Below are 15,306 nucleotides of genomic sequence, written 5' to 3' on the forward strand. Positions count from 1 at the left end.
GGTGCTGAATGAATCCGAGTGTATTAAATGTAAGAGCCGAAGCTCTTTATTCAGAATTAGTCGCCTGGAGACGCGACTTTCATCAATATCCTGAGCTGAGTTTTCAGGAAAAAAGAACGAGTGAAAAGGTAATCGAAATTTTGAATGGTTTTGGTGCTTATCAGATTCACTCTCATGTAGGCGGCTGCGGTGTAGTAGCCACCTTAACCAACGGAGAAGGTCCTACTGTTGGAATCCGGGCAGACATGGACGCTCTGCCGATTCAAGAGCAGTCTGATCACAGCTTTGTATCCAGGCATGACGGGGTGATGCACGCCTGCGGCCACGATGCCCACACAGCTATTCTGCTGGGAACAGCAAAAATTTTAAGTGAAATCAAGCAGAATTTTCAAGGTACCATTAAGCTTATTTTTCAGCCGGCAGAAGAAGCCTGCGACGAAAAAGGTGAATCTGGAGCGGTCAAAATTCTTCAATCTGGATTATTAGATGATATGGACAGGGCGATTGCTCTGCATATGTGTCCGTGGCAGAAAAGGGGAACCCTCCAACTTCATGACGGTCCGAGTATGGCTAACAATGATGAGTTTGAACTTGTAATTAATGGCCGTGGAGGTCATGGAGGGTATCCCCACCACACTATTGACCCCATTTGGTTATCAACTTATGTTCTTCAAGCTATCTACAGTTTGACCGGACGTAAGGTAGACCCCCTGGAAGTAGGTACAATCAGCGCAGGCCAGATCAATGGCGGGGAAGCTCATAATATTATTCCAAATCAAATAGTGATTAAAGGAACGATCCGTTCTTATGAGGAAAACGTTCGACTCAAGCTTCACGAAGAACTAAAAAATGCGGCATCGCTTACTCAAGGGCTGGGGGGATCATATAAGTTAAATATAAATAATGGTGAGCCTGCCCTGCTCAATCATCCTTTTATCAATAGAGTAATTGAGAAAGCCGCGGACGGATTCCAAGTCGTGAAGAAACCATTTGGAATGGGAAGCGAAGACTTCAGCTATATAACCGAGAAGCTCCCGGCGGCTATGTTTTTTCTAGGCTGTGGTCTGGAGGAAGAACGCAGCTTACACCATCCTAAGTTTGATATTGATGAGAAGGCAATGATCGATGGAACAGCGATTTTAGTGAAATCTGCCTTGTATTTGTTAACAAAGGAAGGAGGAGAATAATGACGACAAATATTGCGTTTATTGGTTTCGGCGGCGTCGGCCAGGCACTGGCTGAAATTATAAGGGACCGAAAAAACAGCCTGCTCTCGTCTTATGGGTTGGATGCGAAAGTTGTAGCTGTAGCTGACGTGATGAAAGGCTCGATTTATAACCCCGAGGGGCTGGATATAGATGAATTGTTGAAGGCTGTTCGGGAAAAGGGAACAGTAGAAGCGTATGAAGGTGCTGCTCAAGCTTCCACCGGGTTAAGCAGTATTGAAACTATTACGAACTCGAATGCGGATGTCATCGTCGAAGTAACGTTTACGGATGTGAAGACGGGCGAGCCTGCAATTACTCACTGCCGGACCGCGTTTGAACATGGGAAAAGTGTAGTGACGACTAACAAAGGACCTGTCGCCTTAGCGTATAGGGAGCTGGCAGCATTAGCTGAACAGAATGATGCGTTCTTCGGCTTTGAAGGAACCGTAATGAGCGGTACACCAGCACTGCGAATGCCTGTTGAAACACTGGCAGGTAACCAAATTACTGAAATTCGCGGCATTTTAAACGGAACAACAAATTATATTTTAACGGAAATGGAAAAGGGTCAATCCTATGATGAATCGTTGGAAAAGGCACAGAAGCTTGGATATGCTGAGGCAGACCCTACAAGTGATGTAGAAGGCTATGACGCACGCTATAAAGCAGCTATCCTGTCCAATTATATTATGAACACTCCTATTTCCCATACTGAAGTGGAATGTGAGGGCATCAGCGGCATCACGCTGGAACAGGTGCAGGCTGCTTTAACAGAAGGAAAAAGATGGAAGCTTATGGCGCGTATAAGAAATGAAAACGGCCAGGTGAAAGCGTCTGTGAAACCGGAGTGTATTGAGAGCAGTGATCCGCTTTCGGGGGTTACAGGTGCTACCAATGCGATCGTTTATGAATGTGATTTATCTGGGACGATCCTATTAACGGGGGCAGGCGCTGGTTTAAAAGAAACGGGATTCTCGCTGTTAATTGATTTAATCCATTATCAAAAAGAGAAAAAGCTAGCCAAAATTTAATGGGTGGTGATTACTATGCATACGAAGGTGAAAGCGATGAAAATGCTGATCGGTGGAAAGTGGGTAGAGGGAAAAAAGTCGATTGAAGTCACTAATCCCCAGAATAATGAACCAATCGCCACCGTACCACTGGCCTCGAAGGAACAGATGATTGAAGCGATTGAAGCGGCGGAGAGGACTTATAAGACAACAACTGTCTGGCCGACTCACGAAAGAATCGCAATTTTATCGAAAGTATCAAGCTATATGAAAGAACATTTAGAGGAGTTCGCCAGGGTAATTGCGAGTGAAGGGAGCAAGACCATTAATGAGGCACGCGGGGAAGTAAAGCGTGCCGCACAAACGATACAGATTAGTGCGGAGGAAGCTCGCCGCATTAATGGAGAAACTCTCAACTTCGATCAAAATGAAGGCAGTGAGAACCGCGTTGGTTATTACTACCGCTTCCCAATCGGTGTAGTCGGGGCCATTACACCTTTTAACGACCCATTAAATATGGTTGCGCATAAAATTGGTCCGGCGATAGCCTCGGGCAATGCAGTCGTGCTTAAACCAGCCACAGTGACTCCTTTAAGTGCATTGAAATTAGCTGAGGCCTTTGTGGAAGCCGGGCTTCCTGAAGGATTTCTCTCCATTGTGACAGGTTCAGGGCGTGAGATTGGCGATACGCTGGTCCAGCATCCTGCTGTTCAAATGATCTCGTTTACAGGCGGGACAGATGCAGGAGAAAAAATCGCCCGGAAGGCGGGTACGAAGAAACTGAGCATGGAGCTTGGCTCTAATTCACCCGTGATCGTACTTGATGATGCCGATTTACATGATGCCGTTCAGTCCACCGTATCAGGAGCTTTTTCCGCGGTTGGCCAGAACTGTATCGGAGTGCAGAGGGTGTACGTAGAGAAAAGCATTTATGACACCTTTGTGGACACATTCGTCAATCGAACCTCTGAATTAAACGTTGGAGATAAAATGGATGAATTAACAGATATGGGACCCCTGATTAACGAAAAAGAAGCTGTACGCGTAGAAGAGTGGGTGAAAGAGGCGCTTGATAAAGGAGCTACACTCGAATTTGGCGGTAAACGGGATGGGGCATATTATACACCTACGATATTATCTAATGTTCCAGCCAATGCTACGATTGCAAAGGAAGAAATCTTTGGTCCTGTAGTATTAGTCTATCCTGTAGATTCACTTTATGAAGCCGTAGAAAGATCGAATGACGTGAATTATGGTCTCCAGGCTGGTATTTTCACAAGCAACATTAATCAAGCCTTCTATGCTGTAAAACACATGAATGTCGGCGGTATTATGATTAACGACAGCAGTGATTACCGGATAGATGCCATGCCTTTTGGAGGGACAAAAGGTTCAGGGATCGGCCGGGAAGGCATTCAATTTGCGATAGAAGCGATGACAGAAGCAAAAGTTGTATCTTTTAGACTTCAGGAAAAATTACTTTAAAATTTACAGGGAAAGCCACTAAATTTTAGTGGCTTTTTCCTTTGCTTTCAAAGGATATTATCCCTTTCGATGCACACATTAAGGAAGAGGAAATTCCTTAAGGAGGCAACATGATGAAAAAAATAATTTACACTTCATGCATGGTATTATGTGCGTCAGCACTTACCGCGTGTGGTGCTGATAATAACGATCCGGCGGATAATGCCGCTTCTGAGTATAATCAAGTCACATATGGACCAGGCGGTACAGATGAAGACGGCCGTATGAATGATTTGAATCGTATGGACGAGAATTTCCCATTTGATAATAAAACACCTTATTATCCGTATGATCGGTTTACAGATGAAGACGATCGATATGATGATAACAATGATGGCCCTTACCCTTATGGCGGGGAAGAAAGAGAAGAGGAAAGAGATCCAGAACAGGAAGGTCCTGATGATGAGGACGAAGGACAGCAGGCTACAGGAGATATTCACGAACAAGTCGTTGAATTAACGAATGAAGCACGTGAAGAGCAGGGGTTAGAACCATTGGAATTAAATGAAGAGGTATCTGAAGTAGCTCAGGAGAAATCTGAAGACATGGCTGAAAATGATTACTTCTCCCACACTTCTCCGACTTACGGAAGCCCTTTTGATATGCTTCAAGAGTTTGATGTCGATTACAATACAGCCGCCGAGAATATTGCGGCAGGACAGCGCACACCTGAAGAAGTAGTAGATGGTTGGTTGAACAGTTCGGGTCACCGAAAAAATATTATGAATGAAAATATGACTGAAATCGGTATAGGCTATGAAGAAAATGGTCATCACTGGACTCAAATGTTTATTGGTAATTAACTACTGCCGCGCTAATCAACGTTTTAAGCTTGTAGAGGAAGCCTAATTTCTCTGCAAGCATTTTTAATTTCTTGGACCTCAAATATCACCTTTTTAAAGTTGACTTGGACTAGAAGGACTGTGCCAATCAGCGGTATGCTTTACTTCTTTTACATTTGGAAGAATTAACATTGATTGATATATCCTGTTCTCAGACATGCTATTCATAAGGAGTGATATTAAAAAAGAGGTGATCCCAGTGAAGAAAATAACGCTGCTGTTATGCATTCTTTTCCTTATACCTTATATTCAACCGTACACGATCCACGCTGATGCTAAGCAGCTTAGCGCTATTGGTGATTCTATCCCTTATGGATACAATTTAAATAAAAATAATCATTATCCTTCAGGAAAAGCATTCCCTTATACTATCGGACAGCAAGCTGGATTGGAAGTGACCAATTTGGGTATCCCTGGATTAACTTCTCATGAGCTGTTAACAGCTGTGCAGAAAAATGAAATATTCAGGGATACAATAAAGGATTCAGATTATATTGTACTTTATATAGGCGGCAATGATCTATTGAATTTATTAAAGAAACATAAAGGCATCAAAGGCATTGAAATGGATGAAACTGCGGTCGTCGTACGCAATTTATTATTTAATGTATACTCGACAATTATGGAACTGGATAAGCTGACTGATGCCGAAATTCTTGTCTATAATATTTACAATCCATATCCTGAAGAAGGAAAATCCTTAGACCAGCCGCTTCACTATATCAATGCTCAATACAGTTCCTTGATTGAATTATTGAGTCACTTTACTAATGTAAAGCTGGTGGATGCTTATCAGGCGTTTAAAGGACATCCAGAATACATTCTAAAAGATGATGTCCACCCAACGGCTGAGGGGCAGATTGTACTTGCAAATATTGGGCTGAAGAAATTAGAGAAGAGGTCGGGACAAAACTGAATAAAACATAAAATAATCTGAATGATTAATCAGTTCGGATTATTTATGTTAAAGAGCATTCACACTATCGCTCCGTCAAAATGCTTTGCTTTCCGTGGGCACGGCCTTAAGCTTTCTCAGAAAGCAAGAACGCTTTCCTCCGGAATCTCGGCTCGTGCTGTTCCTGCTTAGCTGCGCTAATCATATGCGTTTGTACAAATATTCATTTTTTTACATTACTGCTTTACTTATGTCCAAGACTTCTCTTCAGTCTGTTGAAAAAGCTTGATATACACATGGTATCACATGATTTTTCCATAAGAATCTAGAGAAAAGGAACAGGAAAAAGCGCCGCTTTTAAGCGGGGCAGCCAGGAGTTGTCGCGTTTTCCGTTCCTTTTAATCAAAAGAGGATCTCGGAAGCATGGAGCCGCGGACTTTACTTCTTTTATGATTTCATTCCTGATCTTGTTATAATGAGTGTAATCTATAGGATAAGGAGAAATTTACATATGATTCGATTTGGCATTATAGGTACTAATTTTATTACAAAGCTTATGATAGAGGCGGGCAGCCATTTGGAGGACTTTGCGATTCAAGCCGTATATTCACGTTCGGAAGAGAGAGCTGAAGAGTTTGCTCAAACTTACGGAGCACCGTTGGTTTTCACCTCAATTGAAGTAATGGTAAAAAGTGCAGAAGTTGATGCAGTCTACGTAGCCAGTCCTAATTCGTTTCATGCAGACCAGGCCGTCCTGGCTATGGAGCATGGTAAACATGTCCTGTGTGAAAAGCCGATGGGGTCCAATGAATCTGAAGTAAACAGGATGGTTCAGGCAGCAGAGGAAAACGATGTCGTGCTCATGGAAGCTGTTAAATCAACATTGATGCCATCTTTCTTATCCATTCAATCGAACCTCCATAAGATAGGCAGGATCCGCCGCTATGTAGGTAACTTCTGTAAATATTCTTCACGTTATGATGCCTACCGGGAAGGAACCGTACTCAATGCGTTTAATCCAAATTTTTCCAATGGTTCCTTAATGGATTTAGGAGTATATGGAATTTATCCAATGGTGGTTCTCTTTGGGAAACCTGACCGAATCCAGGCTAATGGAGTGAAGCTGGATTCTGGTGTTGACGGAGAGGGAAGCATTATTGCTCACTATGAAGATATGGAAGCTGTAATTATGCATTCTAAGATCAGCCACTCTCATACTTCCTCTGAAATTCAAGGAGAAGAAGGAGTCATCATCATTCCTAACATTTCTGAACCTAAGGATGTGTATATTCAATATAACAATGGAGGAGTGGAAAGCCTGGATCTTCCTGATCAATATCCTCCCATGTATTATGAAATTGAAGAGTTTTGCAGCAAAATTAATGATCGAAACCGTCCGGCCGGAAATAATTCTTTAGACAACACTCAGATTGCGGCGAAGCTATTAGAGGAATCCAGAAAACAGATGGGGATTGTTTTCCCGGCAGATAAGTAAAAAAGTGGACTGACCCTGATCAGTCCACTTTTTTGTGGTTATTCATATTCAGCTCTTCTTTATTTAAGATCTCATCCATTTCAGATTTAGAGGCATTCATTTGCTTATGAGCCAGGTTCCATTTGTTCATCGATTCTAAAAAAGAAGAGGCTGTCTGTCCGTATTGTGTCAACCGGTATTCCACTCTTGGAGGGACCGTACCATAATCAATTCGTTCAACAAGTCCATCCTCAACCAGTTTTCGAAGCTCCCGTGAAAGAATACGTGATGAAATATTTCCGTCAATTTCCCGCCGGAGTTCGTTGAAGCGCATCCGTTTCTCCTGGACGAGCTTCCATAAGATGCCGTTTTCCAAATCTCTACCAGTAGTTACAAATTTGTTACCGTCAAACAGATTACATGTAATGTATAGCTGCTTAGTTTTGTTTGGCGATACCAAAAAGACGGGCTGACATGAGGAAAGTCTAAACAGTACTATCAAAGCGTGAATTCCTGTATAATAATAGGAACTTTCAAGATAAAGCGGAGGACTTCCTATGAAAAAAGTTTTTTCATACGCTACAGCTTATAAAGCTTCTGCCATTATTGCTCTATTACTTATGCTTCTTGAACTTACTGTAGAGCTTATTCAGCCTCTTTTGATGGCTCACATTATAGATGAAGGTATTATGAAAGAAGATTATACTGTTGTTTCCATATATGGAGGAGTATTAGCAGGACTGTCCCTGCTCGCATTTGCAGCTGGTATTATTAATTCTTTTTTTGCTGCCAATGTTAGTCAGGGTGTAGGTTTTGATATAAGAAGGGATTTATTTAAAAAGGTTCAAAGCTTTACGAATGACAACTTCCAATCTTATTCTACTCCAAACTTAGTTACACGAATGACAAATGATGTTATTCAAATTCAAAATCTTGTTTTGATGCTGATGAGAATTGCTCTCCGTGCACCGCTTTTTATAATATTTGCCCTCGTTATGGCTTTTACAGTTAACGTTACATTAGCTTTCATCCTGGTGGCAGCTGTTCCTCTGCTGGGCGGCTTTCTTTTTTGGGTTTTACTTAAAGGGGTCAAGCTCTTTAAGGGTGTGCAGAGCCGGCTGGATCATGTAAATACGGTCATCCGCGAAAATCTTGCAGGAGTCCGGTTAATCAAAGGGTTTAACCGAGGTGATTATGAAGAAGAACGTTTCGATAAAGTAAATAATTCCCTCATGGAAAAGAATAAACATGCCTTATGGCTTATGGAGATTGCCATGCCCATTATTATGCTCGGCATGAATGTCATCATTCTCGTATTGCTGTTCGTCGGAGCTGTCCAGTTGAATATAGGGGGAGCCCAAGCAGGTGAGGTTGTCGCTATTATTAATTATGCGACTCGTATTATGTTCACTTTTTCAATATTTTCATTTTTAATTATGGTGTTTTCCCGCGGAAATGCCTCAGCTAATCGAATCAGTCAAGTTCTAGAGGAGCCGGTACCTCAATTTTTAAATGCTGCAGGGAGACCACACTTTAACCTCTCAGGGAATGTATCATTGAAAGAGGTATCTTTTTCACGGAACGAGGCAGAGGTCTTGAAAGGGATCACTCTTGATGTGAAAGCGGGCGAAACCATTGGAATTCTGGGAGAGACAGGTTCAGGTAAAACATCACTGCTTCATTTGCTGCCGAGATTGCATGATAAAAGTAAAGGCCGGATTTTATTTGATGATGTGGAAATTGATGATGTGAATGTGAAGAGCCTTAGGCAGCAGATCAGTCTCGTCCCTCAAGAGGTTCACCTGTTCTCGGGAAGTGTAAAAGAAAACATTGCCTGGGGCAAAGAGAATGCGGCAGAGGGAGAAATTATAGAGGCAGCGAAGCAGGCAGAAATACACTCCTTTATTACTTCTCTTCCAAATGGCTATGACACTATGCTTGGACAGAAAGGCGTCACTTTTTCCGGCGGGCAGAAGCAGCGTCTCTCTATTGCCAGAGCACTGGTGAGAAAGCCTAAGATTCTCATTTTGGATGACAGCACAAGTGCTCTTGATGCTCACACGGAAGCCCGTTTATTAAAGACATTAAAACAGCAGAATTGTACGATTTTTATGGTCGCTCAGAAGATAAGTTCTTTACGGGCGGCGGATCAGATTATTGTCATGCATCAAGGAGAATTAATAGCAGAAGGTAATCATGAACAACTGCTGTCTTTAAGCTCGTACTATCAACAGGTGTATAAATCTCAGCAAGAGGATGTGATGTAATGACGAAAGATAAATCACGTAACCAGCCGGTCATTCGTCGACATCACCAGGGGATTGGCACTGCTCCTCCTAAAGTAGATGACATGAAGGCAACGTTAAAACGCATTTGGAGATATATGTATCAGGAGAAAAAGAAATTTAATGTAGTTCTCGCCATGATTGTACTAAGCTCAGGATTATCGCTGCTCGGACCTTATCTGCTGGGTGCTGCCGTTGACGAAATTATTGAAGAACCTAATACAGGAACGCTTTGGACAATGCTGAGTCTTTTGTTTGGTGTATACGTGTTTCAATCTCTTTTTCTCTGGCTGCAAAATTACTGGATGATCAATATTTCACAAAACACTATATATAAAATGCGTAATCACCTTTTTTCTCATCTGCAGAGGCTCCCGATACTTTTTTTTCAAAAAAGGCAGCAAGGAGAACTAATGAGCCGGCTGACGAATGATATGGAGAATGTGAGCCGAACGTTAAATACGGCGGTTATTCAATTCGTGACAAGTATATTAACGATCACGGGGACTCTATTGATAATGTTATGGCTGAGCCCGCTGCTTACCTTGTTTACGGTAACCATTGTACCGGTGATGTACTTTGGAATGAAATGGATTACTAAGCGGACAGGGAAGTATTTTAAAGAGCAGCAGAAGCACTTAGGTGATGTGAACGGATATGTGGAAGAAATGTTTTCAGGACAAACCATTATATCTATGTTCTCAAGAGAAGAGCGTGTCATAAAGGATTTCGAAGCCAAAAACGAAGCATTAAAAAATTCGGGGTATTGGGCCCAGACATATTCCGGCTTTATCCCTAAGCTTATGAATATGCTTAATAACGTCAGCTTCGCAATCATAGTTGGAGCAGGAGGTTTACTTGCCTTAAATGGGAGTATTTCTATTGGGGTAATCGTCACGTTTACTACGTACTCCAGACAATTCACAAGACCTCTTAATGATCTGGCCAATCAATATAATATGATTTTATCTGCAGTGGCCGGGGCTGAACGCGTCTTCCAAATTATCGATGAGAATGAAGAAAAACAAGATGAACAGCTGGCGGAGGATATTAAAGAGATAAAAGGGGATATTGAATTTCGTTCGGTTGATTTTTCCTATGAGAAAGAGAATTTAACGTTGTCTAATATTAACTTTCACGCTTCTCCTGGAGAAACGGTCGCCTTAGTCGGTCCGACCGGGGCAGGGAAGACAACAATTATTTCTCTGCTGTCCCGTTTTTACGAAATAAACAAAGGTTCGATTCTTATTGATGGTCAGGAAATTCATTCAATGACAAGAGACAGCTTAAGACGTCAAATGGGAGTTGTCCTGCAGGATTCTACTATGTTTCATACGACCATTAGAGAAAACTTACGTTACGGCCGCTTAGATGCCACGGATGAAGAAGTAGAGTATGCTGCCAAAGCGGCTCATGCTCACGAATTCATAACCCACCTCCCTGATGGGTATGAAACTGTACTCGATTCTGATGGGGGAGGAGTCAGCCATGGGCAAAGGCAGCTGCTTTCAATTGCCCGGGCTATGCTGGCAGACCCGGCTTTACTCATATTAGATGAGGCTACGAGCAGTATTGATACGGTGACCGAAATCAAAATCAATGATGCTCTTTCGAAGCTGATGAAAGGAAGAACGAGCTTCGTGATCGCTCACCGGCTTAATACAATTCGTGCGGCTGACCTAATATTAGTTCTTCAGCACGGAGAGATCATAGAGAAAGGCAGCCATCAAGAGCTGCTCCAGCAGGAAGGGTTTTATTCCGGTTTAGTTAGAGCCCAGCAGGCTGAAGGTAAAGCTTCCGTATAAAAGAAAAGACCCGGTCAAAGCGATATTCATCCCAAAAGACCTGAATTGTATCGGGTTCTCAAAGGAATGCTGTTTCCATTTGGCCCGGCCCCTGCTTATTTGGAGAGACCGTGCATGATAAATTGCACGGTTCTCTCCATTTCTTTTTCATCATCCCACTCCAGATCGGGAGCTATAATGAAACGGGTGAAGATAAAACCAATTAAAGATGTCATTATCATTCGAATTGCTGAAGGAGCAGGAAGTTCGATAATCCTGTCTTCCTGTTTGTAATGCGCAATTAAATGTTCAAAGCGCGGGTAAACGTGCTCTAAAAATACAAGCCTGAATTGTTCCTGCAGATCTTTATGAAAAGCCATTTCCTGCAGCATGATACGGACGAGCGGATGGTTTTCTTTCACAAATTCGTACCGATTTTTAATGATTTTATAAAGAAGCTCTTCAAAATCTTGTGGAAGCTGCTCGAACACTTGCTCTGCGAAGTGAGAGGCGAATACAGGCAGAGTAAACTTCACCATAACAGGAGTAACGATGGATAAGAGCAGCTCTTTCTTAGTTTTGTAATGGCGGAAAATGGTGCCTTCGGCTACCCCGGCTTTCGCGGCAATTTCACTTGTAGAAGTGGAAGCGTACCCTTTTTCAGCAAAGGTTTCTACAGCGGCTTTAAGGATTTGGGTTTGTTTAGGAGTTTTTTTTTGCTCGCCTTCTTCAAGTATTTGAATGAGTTCATTTAAATCTTTCGTCATTACATACACCTCTTGTCATTGCAATAATCGTACTATATGCGCCTGTGCCTCTTCAAGGCTGAAATGTTAAGCAGCGTGAACAGCGCTATGAAGGAAGTTAATACATACAGTTCTAGTTGAAAATCGGAGAAACTTTCATTTCTAATCATGATTCCGCGTAAGGCTTCTGCTCCGTAGGTCAATGGCATCACTCTGCCGATGGCCTGCAGCCAGTCGGCCATGCCTTCTAAAGGAAACAGCCCGGAGAAAAAAACCTGCGGTACAATGACTACAGGGATGAATTGAATCATTTGAAACTCATTTTTCGCAAAGGCTGATAGAAGAGTCCCCAGGCTCAAGGCTGTCATAGCGAGTAAAAACGTAACAAGCAGTACGTAGAAAAAACGACCTTCCATAAACATATCGAGGACGTATATAGAGTAAGCAGCAATCAGGAAGGATTGGACGATTGTAAATAATCCGAAGCCTAATAAATAACCAAAAACTAATTCACTTCGCTTAAGCGGCGTTGAAAGTATACGCTCCAGGGTGCCTTGTGTTCGCTCACGAAGAAGAGAAACACCGCCGACAATAAACACAAAGAAGAAGACAAAAAAGCCGATCAATACAGGACCTATATAATCGAATAAACCAAGGTCCTCTGATCCGTGTAAGAACTCGATCTCCATTGCACGGCTTTCACTTCCCAAAGCTTTCTGCAGTAAATCTCTAACATCTGACGTGGTATTAGGATCACTTCCTTCGATCGTAACAGACGGCTCACCGTTTTCCCATAAAACAAAAGCGTCAAGTCCAGCATCAGCCATTTCACTTTTGGCTTTACTTTCTTCCATGGGAATCAAGTTCACCTCCTCTTTCTCAGCGAGCTGTTCTTCAAAAGCCTCCGGAACATCAATAGCTGCAATCTTTAATTCATCTTCACCACTTTCTAAAACAAGCCACATCAGGGTTAATACAAAAATAGGAGCAGCAATCATCAAGGCTATGCTGCGTTTATCTCTTTTAAACTGAAGAAGAATTCTTCTGGTGATCGTCCAGGTATTCATTTAGAAGCACCCCCGTAGTGTAGAAATACATCTTCAATGGTATCAGCCCCTATTTCTGCTTTGAGCTGTTTCGGGGCATTCAGTGCGATGATCTCTCCGTCTTGCAGCATCGCGAGTCGGTCACATTTCTCTGCTTCATCCATAACGTGAGTCGTAACTATGATCGTCACACCATTATCTTTCAGTCGGTTCAATTCCTTCCAGATCGACTGCCGAAGTACAGGGTCTATACCGACAGTAGGCTCATCAAGTATGATTAACTCTGGTTCATGGAGGAGGGCGGCAGCCAATGACAGCCTTCTTTTCATACCACCAGAATATTTCTCGACTTCTCTATGAGAATCTTCGACTAAATTGACCATTTCCAGCACTTCTTTTATCCGCTGCTTCTTCCTCTGCTTACTTAACCGATAAATCGATGCAAAGAATTCAAGGTTTTCTTTTCCGGTAAGCTCTTGATATAGTGCATCAGATTGTGCCATAAATCCATAGCGTTTCATTTGTTCAAGAGAAGGCATTCTTTCTCCATTCACGTAAACCGTGCCGCCGGCAGGCACCAGCAAACCTGTAATTAATTTAACGAGAGTGGTTTTTCCTGATCCAGAAGGGCCTAATAACCCAAAGACTTCACCTTGAGGAATACTAAAAGTTATATTCGAAAGAATGGATTTTTGTTTAATTTGATGAGAGACATTTTGAAGGTTCACGACACTATTCATACGGGCTCCCCCTTTAAGTGAGTGATTACTCACTTAAAGTATACGATGAAGAATCAAGAAAGTAAAGTGAGTAATCACTCATATTTTAAATAGAAAAAGTAGACAAGTTTTAGGGACGTGTCCGCATATACATGAGCTAAATATGCCTTTTAAGGAGGGAATCATTTGAAAGCGTTAGTTCTGTCAGGAAAAAAGATAATGTGGGCTGTCAGCGGGTGTGCTTTACTATTGGCTTTATTATTCGTATTTGGATCGTTTGGTGATAGTCTGCCTACCTTCTCCGGAGAGGAGCAGAAGGAGGTAAGAGAAGTTAACATTGTCACAGGAGAATTCAAAGCTGAAACAGCTGATGGTGAGGAAATTGAAACGTATCGCTGGGATCCTGGAACTATTTTTGCTGAAAAAGGGGAGCCGCTTCAGCTGAATATTTACGGAGTAAACGGAGAAGAACATCCTTTTGTCATTGAGGGAACAGAAAAACAAGGGGTGGTTCATCAAGGGAATGAGACGGTGGTGGACGTGCAATTTGATGAAGAAGGAGTTTATCGAATGATCTGTACGACGCACGCTGATTTTGAAACGGATGGGCCAATGGTTGCTTACATCGTAGTAGGAGGCTGAATTAGACTAAAAGGAACTGAATACGTTTATGGATGAATAGGTAAAAGTCCCCCGCAGCGTTTTATTGTAGCTGCGGGGGTTTTCCTTATACTTCTTTATTCAATTCCTTATCCGTCGGCATAATAAATGCAGCTACAATATAGACGAGCAATAGAAATCCACTACTTAAAAAGATCCCTGCTGCATACAATATACGTAACAGGCTTGAATCAATATCATAAAGCTCACTTACCCCGCCTAACGTACCGGTCAGCATTTTGTTACTGGTAGACTTGTACAATTTCTTTTTCAACCTACTCATCTCCTTCAATTAAGTTCTTTTGAAAAACAATCATATCGAGAGCTTGAATCCCATTTTCATAAATAGGAGCGGGGTAGTTTATAAAGAAACCTTTTCGAATTGATTGCATTCGAAACCCGCATTTTTGGTAAAATAAAATATTCTCTAAGCTTGAATTCGCTGTCCCTACTATAATTTCACTAAAACCTCGTCGTTGAAACATACTATGTGCTTCGGCGATGGCTTTCTTTCCTATCCCTCTTCGTTGATAATCAGGGAGAATCGCAATATTTTTAATTTCTACTACGTCATGTTGTGGAAAAATGAATAGGCAGATGCCTATAGGCTGTTCCTGTTCATTGATCGTATACATTTCACCTTCGTTTATGTATTCAGATATAATGGCTTCGCTTTCATCAGCTAGTAGAAGTAATGCAAGGTAGTCCTGCCGGCAGTGTACCGGGTTTAGGTATGTCATAGTGTGGCCCCTTTGATTAGTTTCCTTCTTTTACGTCGATTCATTCAAAAAGGTTTCGTTATGTTACAATTTTGATAAGCATGATTTGAGAGGAGAGATCCCATGCAACGAAAATTATCGATCGCTGGGTGGTTACTATTTTTAATTGGGGTAGGACTTTGGCTTTTAAATATAGAAGTTGCTTTTCAAGAAGCCGATTCGGTATTAATAGGATTAGGTGCTATTCTGCTGCTCTTTTCGGGTATTATGAAGTTTAAAGATCAGCAATCTTAACTCTCCTCTTCATTAATTAAACGGTGAAACCAGGGACCCCCTGGTTTTTTTATATGCTATGGGAAATTATCGAATTCTAAACTGTGAATAGCCTTAAACG

16 protein-coding genes are annotated in these 15,306 nt (G+C 42.0%); 10 read left to right on the top strand and 6 right to left on the bottom strand.

Annotated elements, in window-relative coordinates:
- Positions 1-8: 8 nt before the first annotated feature.
- The 6 genes from LF822_RS10285 to LF822_RS10310 all read left to right on the top strand — a co-directional run bounded on the left by LF822_RS10285 (position 9) and on the right by LF822_RS10310 (position 6,974).
- A complete protein-coding gene (locus LF822_RS10285) occupies positions 9-1,187 on the top strand; it encodes a M20 metallopeptidase family protein (protein ID WP_253923939.1) in 1,179 nt (392 codons plus the stop codon).
- Positions 1,187-2,239, top strand: a complete 1,053-nt coding sequence (locus tag LF822_RS10290) for a homoserine dehydrogenase (protein WP_253923940.1) — start codon at positions 1,187-1,189, stop codon at positions 2,237-2,239. Before LF822_RS10285 ends, LF822_RS10290 begins: the two co-directional genes overlap by 1 nt.
- 15 nt (positions 2,240-2,254) lie before the next feature.
- Positions 2,255-3,703: an aldehyde dehydrogenase family protein gene (locus LF822_RS10295; protein ID WP_253923941.1), complete on the top strand. Its 1,449-nt coding sequence runs from the start codon at positions 2,255-2,257 to the stop codon at positions 3,701-3,703.
- A gap of 113 nt (positions 3,704-3,816) precedes the next feature.
- Positions 3,817-4,545, top strand: coding sequence for a CAP domain-containing protein (locus LF822_RS10300; protein ID WP_371925880.1), 729 nt, complete (start codon positions 3,817-3,819; stop codon positions 4,543-4,545).
- A gap of 238 nt (positions 4,546-4,783) precedes the next feature.
- The gene (locus LF822_RS10305) at positions 4,784-5,500 is read left to right on the top strand and encodes an SGNH/GDSL hydrolase family protein (protein ID WP_253923943.1); all 717 of its coding nucleotides are present in this window, start codon (positions 4,784-4,786) and stop codon (positions 5,498-5,500) included.
- Positions 5,501-5,990: 490 nt separating this feature from the next.
- Positions 5,991-6,974 (top strand): Gfo/Idh/MocA family protein, encoded by a 984-nt coding sequence (locus tag LF822_RS10310; protein WP_253923944.1) that lies wholly within the window; start codon positions 5,991-5,993, stop codon positions 6,972-6,974.
- A gap of 19 nt (positions 6,975-6,993) precedes the next feature.
- Here LF822_RS10310 and LF822_RS10315 read toward each other — a convergent pair whose 3' ends face one another.
- Positions 6,994-7,455, bottom strand: a complete 462-nt coding sequence (locus LF822_RS10315) for a winged helix-turn-helix transcriptional regulator (protein WP_253923945.1) — start codon at positions 7,453-7,455, stop codon at positions 6,994-6,996.
- Between the two features lie 55 nt (positions 7,456-7,510).
- Between LF822_RS10315 and LF822_RS10320 the strand changes: the two genes are divergently transcribed.
- Together LF822_RS10320 and LF822_RS10325 are read left to right on the top strand one after the other, a co-directional pair.
- On the top strand, positions 7,511-9,220 hold the full coding sequence (locus LF822_RS10320; protein WP_253923946.1) for an ABC transporter ATP-binding protein: 1,710 nt from the start codon (positions 7,511-7,513) through the stop codon (positions 9,218-9,220).
- Entirely contained in the window at positions 9,220-11,043 is a 1,824-nt protein-coding gene (locus tag LF822_RS10325; protein ID WP_253923947.1) for an ABC transporter ATP-binding protein, read from the top strand. Before LF822_RS10320 ends, LF822_RS10325 begins: the two co-directional genes overlap by 1 nt.
- 95 nt (positions 11,044-11,138) lie before the next feature.
- On the opposite strand, the gene LF822_RS10330 is transcribed toward LF822_RS10325, so the two are convergent.
- From LF822_RS10330 to LF822_RS10340, 3 genes are read right to left on the bottom strand one after another with little or no spacing between them, the layout of a single operon-like run.
- Positions 11,139-11,789 (bottom strand): TetR/AcrR family transcriptional regulator, encoded by a 651-nt coding sequence (locus LF822_RS10330; RefSeq protein WP_253923948.1) that lies wholly within the window; start codon positions 11,787-11,789, stop codon positions 11,139-11,141.
- Positions 11,790-11,821: 32 nt separating this feature from the next.
- On the bottom strand, positions 11,822-12,835 hold the full coding sequence (locus LF822_RS10335; RefSeq protein WP_253923949.1) for an ABC transporter permease: 1,014 nt from the start codon (positions 12,833-12,835) through the stop codon (positions 11,822-11,824).
- Complete coding sequence (locus tag LF822_RS10340; protein WP_253923950.1) at positions 12,832-13,554, bottom strand: ABC transporter ATP-binding protein; 723 nt, start codon at positions 13,552-13,554, stop codon at positions 12,832-12,834. Before LF822_RS10340 ends, LF822_RS10335 begins: the two co-directional genes overlap by 4 nt.
- Positions 13,555-13,719: 165 nt before the next feature.
- On the opposite strand from LF822_RS10340, the gene LF822_RS10345 reads away from it, so the two are divergent.
- Positions 13,720-14,175, top strand: coding sequence for a hypothetical protein (locus LF822_RS10345; protein WP_253923951.1), 456 nt, complete (start codon positions 13,720-13,722; stop codon positions 14,173-14,175).
- A gap of 85 nt (positions 14,176-14,260) precedes the next feature.
- On the opposite strand, the gene LF822_RS10350 is transcribed toward LF822_RS10345, so the two are convergent.
- Both LF822_RS10350 and LF822_RS10355 read right to left on the bottom strand, forming a co-directional pair.
- Positions 14,261-14,467: a PspC domain-containing protein gene (locus LF822_RS10350; RefSeq protein ID WP_256521833.1), complete on the bottom strand. Its 207-nt coding sequence runs from the start codon at positions 14,465-14,467 to the stop codon at positions 14,261-14,263.
- A gap of 1 nt (position 14,468) precedes the next feature.
- Positions 14,469-14,933, bottom strand: a complete 465-nt coding sequence (locus tag LF822_RS10355) for a GNAT family N-acetyltransferase (protein WP_253923952.1) — start codon at positions 14,931-14,933, stop codon at positions 14,469-14,471.
- A gap of 102 nt (positions 14,934-15,035) precedes the next feature.
- Here LF822_RS10355 and LF822_RS10360 point away from each other — a divergent pair, with 102 nt between their 5' ends.
- Complete coding sequence (locus LF822_RS10360; RefSeq protein ID WP_253923953.1) at positions 15,036-15,206, top strand: hypothetical protein; 171 nt, start codon at positions 15,036-15,038, stop codon at positions 15,204-15,206.
- Positions 15,207-15,306 lie beyond the last annotated feature (100 nt).

The organism is Halobacillus sp. A5 (assembly GCF_024189315.1).
Classification (GTDB): Bacteria; Bacillota; Bacilli; order Bacillales; family Halobacillaceae; genus Halobacillus_A.

Coding starts and splice junctions, on each gene's coding strand:
- LF822_RS10335 (WP_253923949.1), bottom strand. CDS start 12,835: ATGAATACCTGGACGATCACCAGAAGAATTCTTCTTCAGTTTAAAAGA.
- LF822_RS10310 (WP_253923944.1), top strand. CDS start 5,991: ATGATTCGATTTGGCATTATAGGTACTAATTTTATTACAAAGCTTATG.
- LF822_RS10300 (WP_371925880.1), top strand. CDS start 3,817: ATGAAAAAAATAATTTACACTTCATGCATGGTATTATGTGCGTCAGCA.
- LF822_RS10340 (WP_253923950.1), bottom strand. CDS start 13,554: ATGAATAGTGTCGTGAACCTTCAAAATGTCTCTCATCAAATTAAACAA.
- LF822_RS10290 (WP_253923940.1), top strand. CDS start 1,187: ATGACGACAAATATTGCGTTTATTGGTTTCGGCGGCGTCGGCCAGGCA.
- LF822_RS10355 (WP_253923952.1), bottom strand. CDS start 14,933: ATGACATACCTAAACCCGGTACACTGCCGGCAGGACTACCTTGCATTA.
- LF822_RS10295 (WP_253923941.1), top strand. CDS start 2,255: ATGCATACGAAGGTGAAAGCGATGAAAATGCTGATCGGTGGAAAGTGG.
- LF822_RS10285 (WP_253923939.1), top strand. CDS start 9: ATGAATCCGAGTGTATTAAATGTAAGAGCCGAAGCTCTTTATTCAGAA.
- LF822_RS10320 (WP_253923946.1), top strand. CDS start 7,511: ATGAAAAAAGTTTTTTCATACGCTACAGCTTATAAAGCTTCTGCCATT.
- LF822_RS10330 (WP_253923948.1), bottom strand. CDS start 11,789: ATGACGAAAGATTTAAATGAACTCATTCAAATACTTGAAGAAGGCGAG.
- LF822_RS10360 (WP_253923953.1), top strand. CDS start 15,036: ATGCAACGAAAATTATCGATCGCTGGGTGGTTACTATTTTTAATTGGG.
- LF822_RS10325 (WP_253923947.1), top strand. CDS start 9,220: ATGACGAAAGATAAATCACGTAACCAGCCGGTCATTCGTCGACATCAC.